Below are 16759 nucleotides of genomic sequence, written 5' to 3'. Positions count from 1 at the left end.
TGCGCAACCCGGCCGCTTCGAACCAGGACCTGTCCGCTTCGGGGTGCGGTCCGCTGACGCCGACGCGACCGGCCCCGAAGGAAGCGACCAACGCTGCGGGCACCCCGTCGGGGTACTGACCGAGCACCTCGGCTCGGGCGTTCCGGTCCAGGGCGAAACCCGGGCCGTCCTGGAAGTACATGTGCCGTCTCCTGCCGCGCCAGGTGACGGGTACGACCGTGTCCCGGTCGTCGGGGACCGATGCGCCAGCCGATCCGGCCCACCCGAACGTGTCGCCGGGGAGCAGGTCGAGCCCCGGGTTCGAACCCGCGAGGTACGCACCGAAGCACAGCCCGAGGAAGGATCCGCCGTCGTGCACCCAGGATCGGATGGCGTCAGCGGACGGTTGCAGGTCTCGCCATGTCGCGTCGAGGTCCGCTCCCCCTCCTGGCTGCACGTACAGTGCGGCTGTATCGAGCGCTGACCTGGAGATCGGGTGCGGCGTCCCTGGGCCGACGAACCGGACGCGGAACGGCCTCGGACCCGATCGCAGGACGGTGGCGATCGTCGGCGCGCAGTCGGCGCACCCCTGCGGGCCGCCGTACACCAGCGCCAACGGCAGGGCGTCCGACGGAGGCCTCGGTACCGCGCACGCGGACAGGAACGTGGCCGCAGAGACGATCGCTGCCGCAGCGAAGCCACGACGGGAGAGCGCCGAGGAGTGCGAGGGACGTGGAGTGTTCATGAGATGCCTACCGTTCTGCTCCGTCTCCCGACCACGCTGCCGTCCGCCGACTTCGCCTGCTCCCCCACTTCGGCGGCAACCACCCCGCCATGTGGCGGGTTGTCGCTGTGCGACGACCGCCACTGGCAGGCGCCCTGTTACTCTCACGATCGATCCTCGGAGCGCGTGCGCCGGGGCCGGTGCGGGGTGGACGAGTGTGACGACGGTTGTGGTGATCGACGACGAGATCCTGGTGCAGCGGGGCCTCGCGATGATCCTCTCCGCTGCAGAGGACATCGACGTGGTCGGGACCGCGGACGGTGTCGCGGCAGTGGCACTGATCGATCGGACCGACCCGGACGTGGTCCTGCTCGACATCGAGATGCCGCAGATCGACGGGTTCTCGGTCCTCCGTGCCCTGCAACGACGCCGTTCCAGGGCGATCGTGGCGATCCTGACCACCTTCGACACCGCGCCCTACGTCGACCAGGCACTGCAGCTGGGGGCGCGCGGGTACCTGGTGAAGGACACCGACCCGGACGCGTTGGCGACCTTCGTGCGCAGCCTCGTGGCGGGTGGGATCCTGCTCGCTCCGTCGGCTGGCCGTGCACTCGCCGGCCCGAGACGCGAACGGCGGACACGGGCCCTGTTGTCGGAGCTCTCACAGCGCGAGACCGACGTCCTCCGATGCCTGGCCGAGGGTCAGACGAACATCGAGATCGCCAAGGAGCTGCACCTGGCAGTCGGGACGGTCAAGGACCACGTCAGCGTCATCCTGCGCAAGCTCGGGGTCGCCACGCGTGTCCATGCGGCGCTCCTCGCGGAACGTGGCGGTCTGCTCGACCGGCCGGCCGAACGATGAGCCACCGCGAGGTCGACCGCAACGGCACTCGCCTGCCGAGCTGGTTGCGCTGGGGATCCGAAGTGGCGGTGACGCTCGCCGCGATCGTGGACGCCGCCAGCGGTTCCGGGCAGCTGAACGGTCTCGAGGTCGGTGTCTCCGTGGTGGCGATCCTCGCGATGCCGCTGCGCCACCGCTGGCCACTCGTCGCCTTCGCCCTCGTGCTCCCGGGCCTGTACTTCGCCGAGAGCGGCATCGCCGCCATCGTCGTCCTCTACGCCGTGGCCGCCGCCGGTCGCCGGTCCTGGGTCGTCGCCGCGTGTGTGGTGTTCGTCTTCGCGGGTTTCCAACCCATCTCGTCGATCACACCGCTGTCGAGAGACACCCTCATCACGGTCGTCTACGGCGTCCTGTTCGCCGTCGGTCCCGCAGCACTCGGCATGCTCGTCACCGCCCGCCGTGCGCTCCGAGCACAGATGCACGAACTCCGCAGAGCGCACGACAACGAGCAACACCAGCGCGTCCAGGAAGCGCTCGAGCTCGAACGCGCCGCACTCGCTCGGGAGATGCACGACGTCGTGTCGAACCACGTCAGCCTCATCGCCGTGCAGGCGGGCGCACTCCAGGTGGCGTCGCCGGACGCAGCGGCCCGCGAGATCGCGCGCACGATCCGGCAGCTCAGCGCCAGCACGCTCGACGAGCTCCGTACCATGCTCGGCGTGCTCCGCTCCTCCACGGCGACCGGGCGGCCCGATCTCGGCGCGCCACGCACTGCCGCGACCGCCGACGACTTCGCCGCGCTCGTCAGCGCCAGCGGGATCACGGCGACGACCAGGCTCGACCTCCCCCTGGAGACGCCCCCAGCTGTTCGCCGCGCGCTCTACCGAGGACTGCAGGAGAGCCTCACGAACGTCCGGAAACACGCCGCCCCCGGACCGGTCGACATCTCCGTCGACACCCTGAAGGACGCCGTGGTCCTCGTGGTCCGCAATGCGGTGGCGGCGCACGGAGCGCAACCCGCCGGCCCGCTGCCCAGCGGACAGTACGGGCTCCTCGGACTCGCCGAACGCGCCGAGCTCCTCGGCGGCTTCTGCACCAGCGGCCTGACCGAGAGCGGCGACTTCGAGGTCCGGATGGTGCTTCCCCGAGTCCGGACCTGACGGTCGACACCGTCGCTGGCACGCCGGTTCTGCCCCGGCCCCACCACTCCCGCCGAGGGCGGACTACGACCTCCCGTACGAGCGCAGCCGGAGACTGTTCGAGACGACGAGCGTCGAGGACAGCGCCATCGCGGCGGCGGCGATGAGCGGGTTGAGCAGGCCAGCCGCGGCGAGCGGGATCGCGGCGATGTTGTAACCGAACGCCCACACGAGGTTGATGCGGATGGTCCGGAGGGTCGCGCGGGAGAGCTGCACTGCGTCGACGACGGCGCGGAGATCCTCGCGGACGATGATGACGTCGGCGGCCTTCAGGGCGATGTCCGTGCCCTCGACGACGGCGACGCCGAGGGTTGCGGTGGCGAGGGCGGCGGAGTCGTTGACACCGTCGCCCACCATGGCGACGTGGTGCCCGGCCGCCTGCAGCTGGGCGATGCGTTCGGCTTTCTCGTCGGGCAGGACGCGGGCGATGACCTCGTCGATGCCGACCTCACCGCCGACAGCGGACGCCGTCGTCTCGGAGTCCCCGGACAGGAGGACGGTGCGGAGGCCGAGGGCGCGCAGCTGCGCGACGGCCTCGATCGCGCCGGGACGGAGCGCGTCCCGGACGGTGAGCACTGCGGCCACGTCGCCGTCGACGGCGACGAGCACCACGGTGGCGCCGGACGCTTCGCGGTCCGCGACGACCGCGGCGACGCGGTCGCCGACCCGCACCCCCGCGGCTTCGAGCAGCTCGGACCGGCCGATGACGCAGGCGCGGTCACCGACGGTCCCAGCTGCTCCCAGTCCGGCGTGTGCGGTGAAGTCCGCGACCGGCTCCAGGGTGCCGAACCGACTGCTGGCTGCGGCGGTGATCGCCGCCCCGATGGGGTGCTCTGACGCTGCTTCGAGGGCGCCGGCGAGGGCGAGGGCCGTGTCGGCGTCGGTGGTGAAGGTGTCGACGGCGGTGAGGGTCATCCGGCCGGTGGTGAGGGTGCCGGTCTTGTCGAAGACGACGGTGTCGATGCGACCGCTCGCCTCGAGGGCACTGGGGCCCTTGATGAGGATGCCGAGCTGGCCCCCGCGTCCGACGCCGACCATGAGCGCGGTCGGCGTCGCCAGGCCGAGCGCGCAGGGGCAGGCGATGATGAGGACGGCGACACCGTTCGCGATCGCGGTGCCAGGAGCCGCGCCGCTGACGAGCCAGCCGGCGGCGACGAGGATCGCGATGCCGATCACGACGGGTACGAACACGCTGGTGACCCGGTCGACGGTGCGCTGCACCGCGGCCTTGCGGCGTTGGGCGTCGTCGGCGACGGCGGCCATCTGGGCCAGGCGGGTGCGGGTGCCGACGGCGTCGGCGCGGATGACGAGCCGACCACCCTGGACGAGGGTGCCGCCGATGACCGTGCTCCCGGCCGTTGCCTCGACCGGGACGGACTCGCCGGTCATCGCGGACACTTCGAGCGTCGCGGCGCCGTCGGTGACGGTGCCGTCGACGGGGATGCGGCCGCCGGGGCGGACGACGACGAGGTTCCCGACCCGCACGGCACTCAGCGGAACAGTGCGCTCGGTGCCGTCGGTGACGACCTGCGCCTCGGTGACGCCGAGGTCACCGATGGCTTCGAGGACATCGGCGGCGCGTCGGCGGCTGCGGCTCTCGAAGTAGCGGCCGGCGAGCTGGAACGTGACCATGCCGGCGGCGACGTCGAGGTAGATCGAGTCCGCGCCGGCGGGGGTCCTCCCGAATCCGAGCCAGTACCCGGGAGTGGTGGCGGGGTCGACGAGGAGCGTCCAGAGCGCCCATCCGAAGGACACGACGACGCCGAGCGAGACGAGGGTGTCCATGCTGGTGCTGCGGTGCCGCAGTCCCCGGAGGGTGGCCCTGTGGAACGGCCACGCAGCCCAGGTGACGATCGGGACGGCGAGGAGGACGCAGAGCGCCTGCCAGCCGGGGAACCGCCACGCAGGGACGAGCGCCAGGATGATCGTGATGTCGCACAGCGGGATCGCCAGCAGTGCCGCGACGGCGAGGCGGCGGCGGAGCGTCGTGGTGCGGGTCTCCGCGGCGCGGGCGGACCAGGCGTCATCGCCCGGGGTGTGGACGGCGGCGGTGTAGCCGGCGCGCTCGACCTGCGCGATCGCGGTCGCGGCATCGGCGATCCCCAGACCGGCGACCGTGGCGCGTTCGGTGGCGAAGTTCACGGACGCAGTGACGCCGTCGAGCTTGCCGAGCTTGCGTTCGACCGCGTTGGCGCAGGCGGAGCAGGTCATCCCGCCGATGTCGAGTTCGAGCCGCTGCTCGGCTCGCTGGTCGGTTCGGGACGGGGTGGTGGTGGTCACGGCTGCTCCCGGTGGTCGGTGACGGTCAGCGCCGGACGGTCGTCGGCGCGCTCGTGCTCGTTCGTCGAGCCGGGCCCGGTGGACCGTGTCGGATCGGCCCGCTGTGCAGGTGCGGTGGTGTCGCGGGTGGTGAGCTTGCTGAGCATGGCGTTGTACTGCTCGTGGTCGTCGTCGAGGCCCCGGTCGGCGTGCCGGTCGATGCGCTTGGCCTGTCGAGCGTCCTGCTTGGCCCACTGGGTGACGAGGGCGATCACCACGACGATCAGCGGCAGCTCACCGGCGGCCCAGGCGACGCCACCGGCGACGTACTGGTCGTGGGCGAGACTGCCGATCCACGGGATGTCGAGGTACTGGAAGTACGTGCCTGCGAGCAGGGTGTCGCTGGTCATCACGACGACGCCGAAGAACGCGTGGAAGGGCATCGCTGCGAGGACGAGGCCGAGCTTGCCGATGTGCGGCAACGGACGGGGTGGTGCGTCCACGCCGATGATGAGGGCGTAGAAGACGTACCCAATGGCGAGGTAGTGCAGGGTCATCGCCTGGTGCGCCCAGTGGTACCGCATCGCCCAGTCGAAGAACGGGGTGAGGTAGATGCAGTAGTACGAGCCCACGAACACCGCCAGGACGTACACGGGGTTGTACGTGACCCGCAGCAGCTTCGAGTGGGTCACCGCGACGAGCCACTCGTGGGGGCCGGCGAAGGCATCGCGACGGTGCGCGGTCGTGGCGCGGAGGAACAGGGTGATGGGTCCGCCGAGGACGAGCAGCAGCGGGCCGAGCATGTTCAAGCTCATGTGCAGGCCCATGTGCACGGCGAAGGACGCCGACGAGTACGGGCCGACCCCGGACGAGGTGGTGATGATGACGGATGCCCAGCCGAGCATCCAGGCGCTGGTTCGGCTGTTCGACCAGTGGTCTCCGCGCTTCCGGAGTCGGATGACGGCGGCCGCGTACGTGGCGATCCCGGCGATCGCGATGACGAGGAAGAGGATGTTCACCCGGCCGGCGGTCCACAGGGTGATCGGGGTGAGGGGTGTGTGGACCTGGTACCCGAGGAAGAGCTGCTGTCCGTCGGTGGGGACGAAGTACACCGGCGGTGGGATCCGCGTCATGACGACGCCGATCGCGGCCGCGACCAGGAGCACCGCCAGGAGCACGGCCGGGGCGGTCGGGGTGGCGAACCAGCTCCTGCGGAGGAGGATCGGTCCGGCCACCGCGGCGACGAGGAGCAGCTGAGCGGCGAAGAGCACGCCGGTGGGCGCTTCCCACGGCGGCGTGCCGGCGAGTTCGACGGCGGCGATGATGATCGACCCGACCGTCCAGGTGATCCAGCCGGTGAGGGCGAGGATGCGGTGTCTGCGGATGGTGGCGGTGCCGGGACGGCTCACTCGCCACCGGCGGGCACCGGCAGCCGTGGCGCCGGTCCAGATGCCGAGCGCGGGGGCGGCGAACATGGCGGCGTCCCCGCCGAAGTCGTGGTTTGGGCCGACGAGCACCTGCGTCACCAGCACGGGGGCGAGGAGCCCGATGACGCCGATGCCGGTCAGGAGCAGGGTGCTGACCCAGCTGCGGACGAGGTACGCAGCGACGAGGATCGCGACCGCGATGCAGGCGACGACGATCCACGCGCCGGGGAGGTAGCTGGCCTGCACGAGGTAGCCGATCGCGCCCGGTGTCAGGAGCTTCGTCACCGGCTGCCCGCTCGCGTCTGCGGCGTCGACGGGGACCAGCAGCACCGCGGCGACCAGCCAGACGGTGGCGGCGGTGCGGACGATCGCGAGGTCGCGGTGGTTGTCGATGACCGTGCGTGACCGGCGCGGCGTGAGGAACACGGCAGCGGCAAGGCCGCCGGTCGTGAGGCCGCCGGTGACGTCGGCGGTGAGGCGGAGCACGGCGCTGAGCATCGAGGTGAGCATGCCCGGGTAGCCGCGGCTCAGCCGGTCGTACGAGGAAGGACCGAGCATCGCGACCGCGACCACGACGATGACGACCGCGATGACGGCGCCCACCCACGGCGATGCGCGCCTGAGCACACCCGACCGCCCCACGGCGGGCACGGTCGTCGGCCGGTTGCGCGTGGCCGGGGTGGCAGCGGCCTGGGTGTCAGGCACCGGCGAGCTCGTAGCCTGCCTCGTCGACGGCTTCGGCGATCGCTGCCGCATCCGGCCGGGCCGGTGCGGTGACGACGACGAGACCGGTCGCGGCGTCCGCAGTGACGAGCTCGACGCCGGCGATCGCTTCGAGTTCGCCGGTGACGCGGCGTTCGCAGTGCTCGCAGGTCATCCCGACGACGTGGTACTCGAAACGCTCCATGCGCCCATTCTACAAAACGTAGAACGGGATGCGAGTCGAGGTCAGCGGGATTGCAGGACCGGGGCCGGGTGGCGGCGGTGCGGCCAGCTCTTCACCGGCGAAGCGGCGAGACGTGCGGCGCGGAGCTCGAGGCCCGGGCTCGGGTCGATCCGGTTCATCAGCGTCAGTGCATTGCAGACGGTCGCAGGTCCGCAGATGCGGGCGGCGGTGTCGTCTGCGACGAGTTCGATCAGCAGCGCGACCGTTCGACGGAACTCCCGGGCAGTCCGGAGTCGTGGGAACGCGGCAGCGTTCAGCGCAGCGACGCGGCCGATGAGGTCATGCCGTCCGAGCACGTGCGCACGTTCGTGCTCGACCACGGCGCGGACACAGGCAGGGGGCATCGCGTTCTCGACTCCGGTCGAGATCAGCACGCGCCCGTCAGCGGTGGAGCAGGCGATCGGATCCGACGTGTGCAGGTACGCGATCTCGTGCCCGCCGATGTGCTCGGTCCGCACGGTGGATCGGGCGACGAGCAGCGTCACCGCGACGTCGGTGCGGCGCTTCGCGGCCGAGATCGGTTCTGCGTTCGCGGCGAGGAGCGCGGCGACACCACCGGCGACGCCGAGCCCGCACCAGGCGAAGAGGCCGGCGGCGGGAGCGCCGATCCCGTGCGCGTGCGCATTCGTTGCGACGATGACCGCCGCGATCCCCACGCTCAGCAGCAGCGAGCTCGCGGCGACCGTCAACGCTCCGAGCCAGAGGTGGAGCGCGACCTGCGGACGGTGCAGCCACCAGGTGCCACGAGTGAGGATGCTCGGAGCCAGCACGGTGACGACAACCGCGAGGGCCACGAGGCCGAGGACGGCGATCACGGCACCGATCCTCCCGTCACGCGCCCGTGCGGTCGATGCCGGCTCCGCCGAGGGCAGCACGCAGCACGTCCAGGTCATCCGCACCGAGCGAACCGGTGAAGCGCTGCAGGACCGCGGTGCGATCACTCGATCGACCGAGCACCTCCGTCATCGAATCAGCGGTCTCGGCAGGGTCCGCCTTCGTCGCCCGGTAGGCCTTCGATGCCGGGTCCCGCTCGACGAGCCCCTTCCGCTCCAGCCTGGCGAGGACGGTCAACACCGTCGTGGAGGCCAGCGGGCCGACCTCTGCTGCGAGCGCATCGTGCACCTGCCGGCCGGTGTGCGCCGCATCCTGCGCCCAGAGCAGCTGCAGCACACCCGACTCGAGGGACCCGTGCGCACGACGCGGACTCATCCGCGCGCCCCGAACTCATCGACCATGCGCCGATTCTACATACAGTAGAAACTGGCTTCTACAACTTGTAGAGTGGCGCCGCCACCCGCCGCGATGAAAGGTCCACCCCTCGTGTCACACAGCCTGCCGCTGTCCGTCCTCCTCACGGTGCTGTTCGCCGTGACGGCAGTCGGGTACCTCGGCTTCGCCTTCCGCCCCGGCAGCAGCGGTGTCGCACGGGTCAGTGACGTCTTCCACGTGCTGATGAGCGTCGCGATGCTGGCGATGCCGTGGGCCTGGGGGATGACCCTCGCGCCGCCGACGCTGCAGATCCTCGTGTTCGGCCTCGCGACGTCGTTCTACCTCGTCCTCACGCTCGGCAGCAGCCGGTACGGCAGCCACGAGCACCACGGACCCGGCGGCTCCGGGCGACTGGTGCTGGGCTACCACGTGGTGATGATGGCGGCGATGACCCTCATGGGCGTGATGATGCTGCCCATGGCCGGCGGGGCTTCGATGTCGATGCCGGAGATGGACATGACCGGCAGCGGCCACAGCATGCACACCTCCTGGTCGGGATGGACACCGGTCTCGTGGGTCCTCGTCGTCGTGTTCGCGATCGCGACCGTCTGGATGCTGGTGCGGCTGATCGCGTCAGCGCGTGTCCGCCAACACCCCCTCGCACGCCTCGACGGCGTGCTCTTGCTGCTGATGAGTGCCGGGATGGCACTCGCGTCCATCCCCACGAGCTGAGGAACACCGCACCATGACCGCAACCGCCGATCGGGACACCACTGCGCCCGCGTCCGCGCCGTCGACGGCGCAGCCGCGCCGGAACCCACAGCGGGGCTGGTTCGGACCGTTGTTGCTGCGCCTGCACTTCTCTGCCGGGCTGTTCGTCGGACCGTTCATCCTCATCGCCGCGCTCTCCGGCGCCGTGTACGCGCTCGGTCCGACGATCGAGCAGGGCATCTACCGACACGAGCTCACCGCACCCTCGACCGCTGCCGCGAAGCCGCTGGCAGACCAGATCGACGCCGCGCAGGCCTACATCCAACGGCACCACCCCGAAGACACCCTCGCCGCCGTCCGCCCGGCACCTGCGCCGGGTGCCACGACGCGGGTGATGTACGCCGAGGCTGGGCTGATGGACTCGCAGAACCGTGCGGTGTTCGTCGATCCCGGCACCGCCGAGGTCCGCGGTGACCTCCTGGTGTACGGCACCTCCGGGGCGTTGCCGTTCCGCACCTGGGTGGACACGTTCCACCGGTCGCTGTTCCTCGGCGACGTCGGCCGCCTCTACAGCGAGACCGCGGCGTCGTGGCTCGGCGTCGTCGCCCTCGCCGGTCTCGGCCTGTGGGTGATCCGGATCCGGAAGACGCGCGCCAAGCGCGACCTGGTCCGCCCCGCACGTGGTGTCCGCGGCTACCGGCGGGTCTTCTCCTGGCATGCCTCCACCGGGGTGTGGCTGCTCCTGGGCGCGTTGTTCCTGTCGGCGACGGGCATCACCTGGTCCCAGTACGGCGGTGGCAACGTCGACCAGCTCCGCTCCGCTCTCAGCTGGGGCACACCCGCACTGACCACCTCCCTCTCCGACACCGGCACGGCAGCTGGTGGCGGTGAGGACGCCGCCCACCACGGCGGCTCCGCCGCATCGACCGATGCGGGACCGGCAGCCGTCACCCCGGTGCTGTTCGATCGAGTCCTGGCCGCTGCGAAGGCTGCGAACATCCACGCGTCCGAACTGCAGATCACCCCGCCGGCGACGGCGGATCAGGCGTGGACGGTCGCGGAGATCAAGCGGTCCTACCCCACCGCGGTGAACTCCGTCGCGATCGACCCGCGGGACATGCGCGTGGTGTCCGAGACGAACTTCGACACCTTCTCCCTCCCCGCCAAACTCACCCGGTGGGGCATCGACACGCACATGGGCACGATGTGGGGGTTGCCGAACCAGATCCTGCTGTTCGTCACGGCGCTCGGGATCGCCGCGATGGTCGTCTTCGGCTACGTGATGTGGTGGCAGCGCCGCCCCATCGGGAAGCGCGTCGGGAACGCCCCGGCCGCGGGTGCCCTGAACCGGGCGCCGTGGTGGGGGTCCGGGCTCGTCGCGGTCGGCGCGATCGTCATCGGCGCGTTCCTGCCCGCGCTCGGTGTCACCCTGCTCGCGTTCGTCGTCATCGACGTCCTCATCACCAACCGCTCGGTCCCGCCCACCCCTGCGGCACCCGGCGAGTAGGACCGCTCGTGCAGAGCGGTCGCACCTGCCCGGTACCGGGTCCGGGCACGACCGTCACCCGGCACGGATCCCGTGCCGACGTCAGTGGAGCGCTGTGGAGAGCACGTCTGCCAGGTGGGGCAGGTCCGTCCGGAACGACCACTGCACGGTGTTCCAGTCGTGTCCGCTCCCCGGGGCGAACGCGACGCTGGTGTCCGCGCCCGCTGCCCGTGCAGCGTCGGCGAGGACGCGGGCGTTGCGGCTGAACGCCCCGTCCGCCGACCCCGCGGTGAACCAGAACGCGCGCCCGTGCAGGTCGTCCGCCCGCATCTGCGCGATCGGACCGGCGGCCTTCCACGCGCTGACCGACCCGCCGAACGCCCGGTCGGCGCTGTGCTGCGGGTTCCGGTCGATGGGCTGCAACTCGCTGGAGACCGCGAGCACGGCCCCGAACCGGTCGGGGTGCGCGGTGGCGAACTGCATCGCGCACGTCGCCCCCTGCGAGAAGCCGGTGAGGCCCCACGCACGGCGGTCCGGGGTCACCGGGAGGTGCGCCGTCAGCCAGCGCGGCACGTCCTCGGTGACGTAGGTCGCTGCGTTCCCGAGGTCCGAGTCGACGCACATCGTGTTCAGGCCGGGCGAGGAGAGCTGGTCGACGGAGACGACGATCGGCGCGCGGCCGTGGTGCGCTGCGGCGTAGCCGTCGAGTGCGCTGCCCATCCGGCCTGCGGTGAACAGGTCGCTCGGAGCGCCCGGTTGGCCGGAGAAGGCGAGGACGACGGGCAGGGGCGCCGGATCCCTGACCAGGGCGGCGGGCGGGAGGTAGACGACGGCGGGTCGAGCGGGGAACCCCGATCGCTCCCCGGGGATCTCGACGGTGCGGACCTCGCCGGTCGTGGGCATCGTGGCGGCTGGGGCAGCGGCGAGGTCGAGCTCCGGGAAGGGGTCCGTCTGCACGACGGTGCGGAGCGTCGGGTACATCGCGAACTCGACGTTCACGCCGAGGGCGGACGACAGCAGTGCGGTCGGGAGCAGCAGGACGGCGAGGGCCCGACGCCAGCGGCCGCCCTGCACCAGGCCGACGACGACCGAGGCCAGCGCAGCGGCGGCCACGACGAACCACAGCCGCGTCACGGGACTCATCGCGACCCCGAACAGGTTCACCAGGTCGCTGAGGACCCAGCAGACGATGAGCACCACGACGGCCGCGGCCGCGGCGACGCCCGCCCGGACTCCGGCCCGACGCCACGCGACACGGGATCGCCAGCCGCCGACCGCGGGGAGCAGGACGACGACGCCGAGCAGTGCGAACGCCACGTCCAGCGGGACGAGCAGCGTCGGAGCCTGCAGCTGGGTGGCGAGCAACCGGTCGGCTGGGCTCACCGCTTCGACACCGCCCGCGCGGGAGCGGGCTCGCGGACGGTCGAGCGGTGTGCCTGGCGCAGTGCCCAGAGGTGCTTCGGCCGGAGGCCTGGGACGTAGGCGCCGGCCAGGGCACGTGCGACCCGCGGCACGTGCAGCGGCGTCGGGACCACGATCCAGAGCGCCTCGTGCCGAGCGCCGAACTTCTCCTTGAAGCGCTGGAGCGACCGGAACCCGTACACCGGCTCGAGGAGTCGGGCGACGAGGACCGATCCGAGGGACACGAGTGACCGTGCGCCGTCCTGGGGTGCGAGCGGGGTGCCGGAGAGGCTGATCATCCGCAGGCCCGCGTCGCGTGCCCGGATCGCGGTCCGGGCGATGAGGAACTCCATGACCCCCGGCATGCCGTCCTCGCCACGGCGCATGACGTCGAGCGTGTAGCCGGCCAGTCCGCCGTGCTCGTACACGGGCAGCCAGCTCGTAACCGCGGTGACGTGTCCGTCGGCCGTCACAGCCAGCATGAGTCGGACGTCGGGGTCGTCGAGCTCGTGGAAGCCGCCGAGGGTGAACCCCATCTCCGGCAGCCTCCGGTCGGTCGCCCACCGCGTGCAGATCGCCTCGACCTCGGCACGTTGTGCGTCGGCGAGCGCGTCGAAGGTCGTCCACTCGTCGCGGACCCCCTCACGGTCGGCCCGGTTCGAGGCCGTCCGGAGGTCCTGCCGCTTCTTGCCGCGCAGGTCGAACGTGGCGACGTCGAGCACCGACTCGACCCCCACGGGCAGCGCGGTCCACCCCTCGGCGGCGAGGATCTGCCGCACCGGTTCGTGCACGCTCGTGAACGCGGGCACCCAGCCGTTCCGGTCGCAGAAGGCCGTGAACGCGGACACGACCTCAGCGCGGTCCGCCGCGCTGCACGCCGGGTCCGACACGGTGAGTGCCACGTCCCCACGGACCCGGTACGCCACGGCTCCGCGCCCGTCCGGGTGCGTCCAGGTGGCGTTGCCGCGCCAGGTGCCCATGTGGCCGAGGGATCCGGCATCGCCGACGCGCAGCATGTCGACCAGGGCACCGCGGCCGTTGGTGGCGGCACGGAACCGCGAGCGGACGAGACGGCCGCGGAGCGCCAGGACCGTCAGCAGCACCATCGCCGGCACGAGCCACGCGCCGAGCAGCGTGACCTGCCACTCGATCGCGTCCAGCCCGAGTCCGCGCCACTGCACGGCGTCGTCGGTCATCGGTTCGATGAGGAACACGTCGGCGAGGACGGCGGTCAGCGTCACGAGCACGCCGACGGCGAGCACGATGCCCGTGCGCCGGCCACGCTGCACGAGCCAGGCGGACACCAGCAGGAGCAGCCCGACGATGACGACCGCACGGTCGCTCATGGCGTCGGCGAACACCGAGAGCACACCGTCCGGGTCCGGCACGACAGGGGTCACCAGGGTGCCCGCGCCGAGCGCGATGAGCGTCGCGACCACGCAGGTGCGTGCGCTGACCGTGTCACGCGCGGTCGGCGCGTCCGGACCGGAGGCCCGGCGCACCACGAACGAACCGGCTGCGGTGCCGAGCAGGGTCGCCAGGGCACGGGCGAGGTCCGACCCGTGGCCAGCGAAGAGCACGAGCGTGAGGACGACCGTCCAGAGCGCGGCTCGCGTGCGCCACCGGTGCTGCGCGGGCATCGCTGCCGACGCGGCACCGAGCAACGCGGCGGCGACGATCGACGGGGCGAAGAGCGGCTGTCCGACCGCGAGTTCGGCGTGCGCCTCGCCGAGCGCTGACCCGATGCTGACGGTGAGCAGGGTTCCGAGGACGCCGAGCGCCGGCGCCACCACGCCGATCACCACCGTGCGGATGGATCCGAGGGACCGTTCGGCGAGCACCGTCGTCAACACCACGAGGACCACAGCGAGGCACGCCACGGGCGGGTGGTGCGGGAAGTCGGGTTCGGCGTGAGCGATCCGCGCGCTCACCAGGAGCACGGCCGTCGCTGCGGCCACGGAGACGGAGACGGGGAACCGGCGGAGTCGTCCGACGAGCGCTGCGGGTGTCACGTGATCATTGCATCGGTCCTGCTCGCCCGTGTCATCAGTCGGCGGCATGAGCGCGGCGGCTCCCTGTCCTCCGAGAGGATGACCCGTGCGCCAGCTGACGTCGCGGCCGAGCCGCGGACCGGACCCGGCGGGGTCGTCGGTCGCACCGCGTAACGGACGGGAGGCCCGGTACCAGCTGGTACCGGGCCTCCCGTCCGTCGTGTGGTCGCGACTAGCGCGCGGCGAGCTCCGACACGATGCCGTCACCGGGTGCGGCCTGCACCAGGTCCGCCTCGATCTCGGCGCGCTCGAGGATGCCCTCGATCTTGCGGATGCGGCCACGCGGGACGATCGTGACGACCGTGCCCTCCTTGCCGGCACGACCCGTGCGGCCGGAACGGTGCATGTACGCCTTGTAGTCGTCCGGGGCGTCCGCCTGCACGACGAGCGAGACGTCGTCGACGTGGATGCCGCGGGCGGCGACGTCGGTGGCGACGAGCACGTTGACGCGGCCGCTGGTGAGCAGCTGCAGGTTGCGCGTGCGGCGCGACTGGTTCAGGTCACCGTGGAGCGAGGTCGCGCGGATGCCGGCGTCCTCGAACTGGTCGGCCAGACGCTCGGCGTAGGCACGCGTCCGGGCGAAGACGATGGTCTTGCCGTCGCCGGCGACCAGCTCCTCGAGCAGACGGTCCTTCTCGCGCTGCTCGACCACGAGGACACGGTGGTCGATGGTCGAGGACGCCTGGTCCTCACCCGCGACCTCGTGCACGCTCGGCTCGTGCAGGAACTGCTCGACGAGCGCCGCGACCTGGGTGTCGAGCGTCGCGCTGAACAGCAGCTTCTGCGCGCGGTTGCCCTGCGGGGTGACCTCGGCCGTGGCGGCGAGGATCTCCTGCACCGGCTCGAGGAACCCGAGGTCGCACATGTGGTCGGCCTCGTCGAGCACGGAGATGATGACCTCGCTGAGGTCGAGCTTCCCCTTGTTCATGAGGTCCTGCACACGGCCGGGGGTGCCGACGATGATGTCGACGCCGCGCTCGAGCGCGCCCTCCTGGCGGCCGTAGGGGACGCCGCCGTAGATCTGCGTCGTGAACAGGCCGACCGAGCGGGCGATCGGCTGCACCGTGCGGTCGATCTGCAGGGCGAGCTCACGGGTCGGCGCGAGGATGAGCGCACGCGGGGCGCGGCCCATCTTGCGCTTCGTGCCGCCGCCGTGCTCCATGAGCTTCTCGACCAGGGGCGCACCGAAGGCGATGGTCTTGCCGGAACCGGTCCGGCCTCGGCCGAGGACGTCCTTGCCGGCGAGCACGTCGGGGATCGTCGCCGCCTGGATCGGGAACGGGCTCGAGGCGCCGAGCTCCTGCAGGGCCCGGGAGATGTTGCCGCCGATGCCGAGGTCGCCGAAGGTCACGCCCTCGACGTCGGACGCGATGGTGGCCTCGGCCTGGAGCTTCTCGAGCTTGACGTCGTCGGCCGGCACGAACTTGCCACGCTCGGGCTCGTCGAACGAGCGGCGCGGGGTGCGGTCGTCGCGGTCGAACGAACGACGCGGACGGTCGTCGTTGTCACGACGGGGCGCACGGTCGTCCCGGTCGAACGAACGACGCGGACGGTCGTCATTGTCACGACGCGGCGTGCGGTCGTCCCGGTTGAAGCTGCGCGGGGCGCGGTCATCGCGGTCGAACGAGCGACGCGGGCGGTCGTCGTTGTCACGACGCGGGGCGCGATCGTCACGGTCGAAACGACGCGGGGCACGCTCGTCACGGTCGAAGCGACGGGGACGGTCGTCGTTGTCACGACGCGGCGCGCGGTCGTCACGGTTGAAGCTGCGCGGTGCACGGTCGTCACGGTGGAACGAGCGACGCGGGCGGTCGTCGTTGTCGCGACGGGGCGCGCGGTCGTCACGGTTGAAGCTGCGCGGGGCACGCTCGTCACGGTCGAACGAACGACGCGGGCGGTCGTCGTTGTCACGACGCGGCGCACGGTCGTCACGATCGAAGCGCCGCGGGGCACTGGGCCCCTGCGAGCCGGTTCCGGCGCGACGCGGAGCTTGCGGAGCGTCGGGACGGCCGTGCGAGTAGGGAGCATCACGGTTGTAGCCGCGACCACCACGGTCGTCGCGATCGGGGCGCCGCTGGCCGCCGCTGTCTCGCGGCTCCCAGTTCGGACGGGCCGGACGCTCGCCCTGCGACGCGCGACCGCGACGCTCCTCGGCGTCCCAGCGCTGCTTCTGACGCGGCTGCGACGAGTCGGCGGCGCGGAACCCCCGGTGCTTGCTGCTGCGGGCGGCGGGGGTGCCGTTCGGGTGGCGGACGCGGTCGGAGGCGCGGTTGTCCGCGCCGCCCTTGTTGTACGGGGCCATGGCTACTTTCTCGGGTGCGCAACGTACCGCAGCGCCCGACAGCGACATCGGCGGGGGCTGCTTGCGGAGAGGGGGTTCATCCCGTCGCGAGTCGACGTGATTCCAGCCCTCGAGCAACACACACCCAGCAGAATTTCCGTGATCACAATGTCACGACGTCGAAGGCCGACCGATCGAGTCTACGCGAGCCGCTGCCCTGACGCCAGCCCCGATGCGAACGCAGG

Annotated in this window: 12 protein-coding genes and 1 pseudogene; 4 read left to right on the top strand and 9 right to left on the bottom strand. The window is 71.5% G+C overall.

Going from position 1 to position 16759, the window contains the following annotated elements; translation table 11 throughout:
• Nucleotides 1–313: 313 nt before the first annotated feature.
• Nucleotides 314–724: pseudogene (locus BOSE127_RS17470) on the bottom strand (BPL-N domain-containing protein); the annotation flags it as partial.
• 211 nt (nt 725–935) lie between these two features.
• Between BOSE127_RS17470 and BOSE127_RS12110 the strand changes: the two are divergent.
• A complete protein-coding gene (locus tag BOSE127_RS12110) occupies nt 936–1565 on the top strand; it encodes a response regulator (RefSeq protein ID WP_231564072.1) in 630 nt (209 codons plus the stop codon).
• Nucleotides 1562–2704 carry a sensor histidine kinase gene (locus BOSE127_RS12105; RefSeq protein WP_042539057.1) on the top strand — a complete coding sequence of 381 codons (1143 nt, stop codon included), beginning with the start codon at nt 1562–1564 and terminating at the stop codon, nt 2702–2704. The genes BOSE127_RS12110 and BOSE127_RS12105 overlap by 4 nt, the downstream gene beginning before the upstream one ends.
• A 63-nt stretch (nt 2705–2767) precedes the next feature.
• On the opposite strand, the gene BOSE127_RS12100 is transcribed toward BOSE127_RS12105, so the two are convergent.
• From BOSE127_RS12100 to BOSE127_RS12080, 5 genes are read right to left on the bottom strand one after another with little or no spacing between them, the layout of a single operon-like run.
• Complete coding sequence (locus tag BOSE127_RS12100) at nt 2768–5023, bottom strand: heavy metal translocating P-type ATPase (protein ID WP_159557368.1); 2256 nt, start codon at nt 5021–5023, stop codon at nt 2768–2770.
• On the bottom strand, nt 5020–7134 hold the full coding sequence (locus tag BOSE127_RS12095) for a cytochrome c oxidase assembly protein (protein WP_159557366.1): 2115 nt from the start codon (nt 7132–7134) through the stop codon (nt 5020–5022). The genes BOSE127_RS12100 and BOSE127_RS12095 overlap by 4 nt, the downstream gene beginning before the upstream one ends.
• Nucleotides 7127–7336, bottom strand: coding sequence for a heavy-metal-associated domain-containing protein (locus tag BOSE127_RS12090; RefSeq protein WP_017886224.1), 210 nt, complete (start codon nt 7334–7336; stop codon nt 7127–7129). The genes BOSE127_RS12095 and BOSE127_RS12090 overlap by 8 nt, the downstream gene beginning before the upstream one ends.
• A gap of 41 nt (nt 7337–7377) precedes the next feature.
• Nucleotides 7378–8190 (bottom strand): M56 family metallopeptidase, encoded by an 813-nt coding sequence (locus BOSE127_RS12085; RefSeq protein ID WP_159557364.1) that lies wholly within the window; start codon nt 8188–8190, stop codon nt 7378–7380.
• Nucleotides 8191–8206: 16 nt separating this feature from the next.
• Nucleotides 8207–8584, bottom strand: a complete 378-nt coding sequence (locus tag BOSE127_RS12080) for a BlaI/MecI/CopY family transcriptional regulator (protein ID WP_159557362.1) — start codon at nt 8582–8584, stop codon at nt 8207–8209.
• Between the two features lie 111 nt (nt 8585–8695).
• Between BOSE127_RS12080 and BOSE127_RS12075 the strand changes: the two genes are divergently transcribed.
• Together BOSE127_RS12075 and BOSE127_RS12070 are read left to right on the top strand one after the other, a co-directional pair.
• The gene (locus BOSE127_RS12075; RefSeq protein WP_056069318.1) at nt 8696–9316 is read left to right on the top strand and encodes a DUF5134 domain-containing protein; all 621 of its coding nucleotides are present in this window, start codon (nt 8696–8698) and stop codon (nt 9314–9316) included.
• A gap of 13 nt (nt 9317–9329) precedes the next feature.
• Nucleotides 9330–10802: a PepSY-associated TM helix domain-containing protein gene (locus BOSE127_RS12070; RefSeq protein WP_159557360.1), complete on the top strand. Its 1473-nt coding sequence runs from the start codon at nt 9330–9332 to the stop codon at nt 10800–10802.
• Nucleotides 10803–10883: 81 nt separating this feature from the next.
• Here BOSE127_RS12070 and BOSE127_RS12065 read toward each other — a convergent pair whose 3' ends face one another.
• The 3 genes from BOSE127_RS12065 to BOSE127_RS12055 form a co-directional block, all read right to left on the bottom strand.
• On the bottom strand, nt 10884–12164 hold the full coding sequence (locus BOSE127_RS12065; protein WP_159557358.1) for an alpha/beta hydrolase: 1281 nt from the start codon (nt 12162–12164) through the stop codon (nt 10884–10886).
• Nucleotides 12161–14194, bottom strand: a complete 2034-nt coding sequence (locus BOSE127_RS12060) for a bifunctional lysylphosphatidylglycerol flippase/synthetase MprF (RefSeq protein WP_159557356.1) — start codon at nt 14192–14194, stop codon at nt 12161–12163. The genes BOSE127_RS12065 and BOSE127_RS12060 overlap by 4 nt, the downstream gene beginning before the upstream one ends.
• A 211-nt stretch (nt 14195–14405) precedes the next feature.
• Complete coding sequence (locus BOSE127_RS12055) at nt 14406–16535, bottom strand: DEAD/DEAH box helicase (protein WP_159557354.1); 2130 nt, start codon at nt 16533–16535, stop codon at nt 14406–14408.
• Between the last annotated feature and the right edge of the window lie 224 nt (nt 16536–16759).

Source organism: Curtobacterium sp. 8I-2 (genome assembly GCF_902506155.1).
Classification (GTDB): domain Bacteria; phylum Actinomycetota; class Actinomycetes; order Actinomycetales; family Microbacteriaceae; genus Curtobacterium; species Curtobacterium poinsettiae.
The sequence above is the reverse complement of the archived record's forward strand: the minus strand, read 5'-3'. Positions and strand labels throughout refer to the sequence as shown.

Coding starts and splice junctions, on each gene's coding strand:
- BOSE127_RS12105 (WP_042539057.1), top strand. CDS start 1,562: ATGAGCCACCGCGAGGTCGACCGCAACGGCACTCGCCTGCCGAGCTGG.
- BOSE127_RS12090 (WP_017886224.1), bottom strand. CDS start 7,336: ATGGAGCGTTTCGAGTACCACGTCGTCGGGATGACCTGCGAGCACTGC.
- BOSE127_RS12080 (WP_159557362.1), bottom strand. CDS start 8,584: ATGAGTCCGCGTCGTGCGCACGGGTCCCTCGAGTCGGGTGTGCTGCAG.
- BOSE127_RS12070 (WP_159557360.1), top strand. CDS start 9,330: ATGACCGCAACCGCCGATCGGGACACCACTGCGCCCGCGTCCGCGCCG.
- BOSE127_RS12055 (WP_159557354.1), bottom strand. CDS start 16,535: ATGGCCCCGTACAACAAGGGCGGCGCGGACAACCGCGCCTCCGACCGC.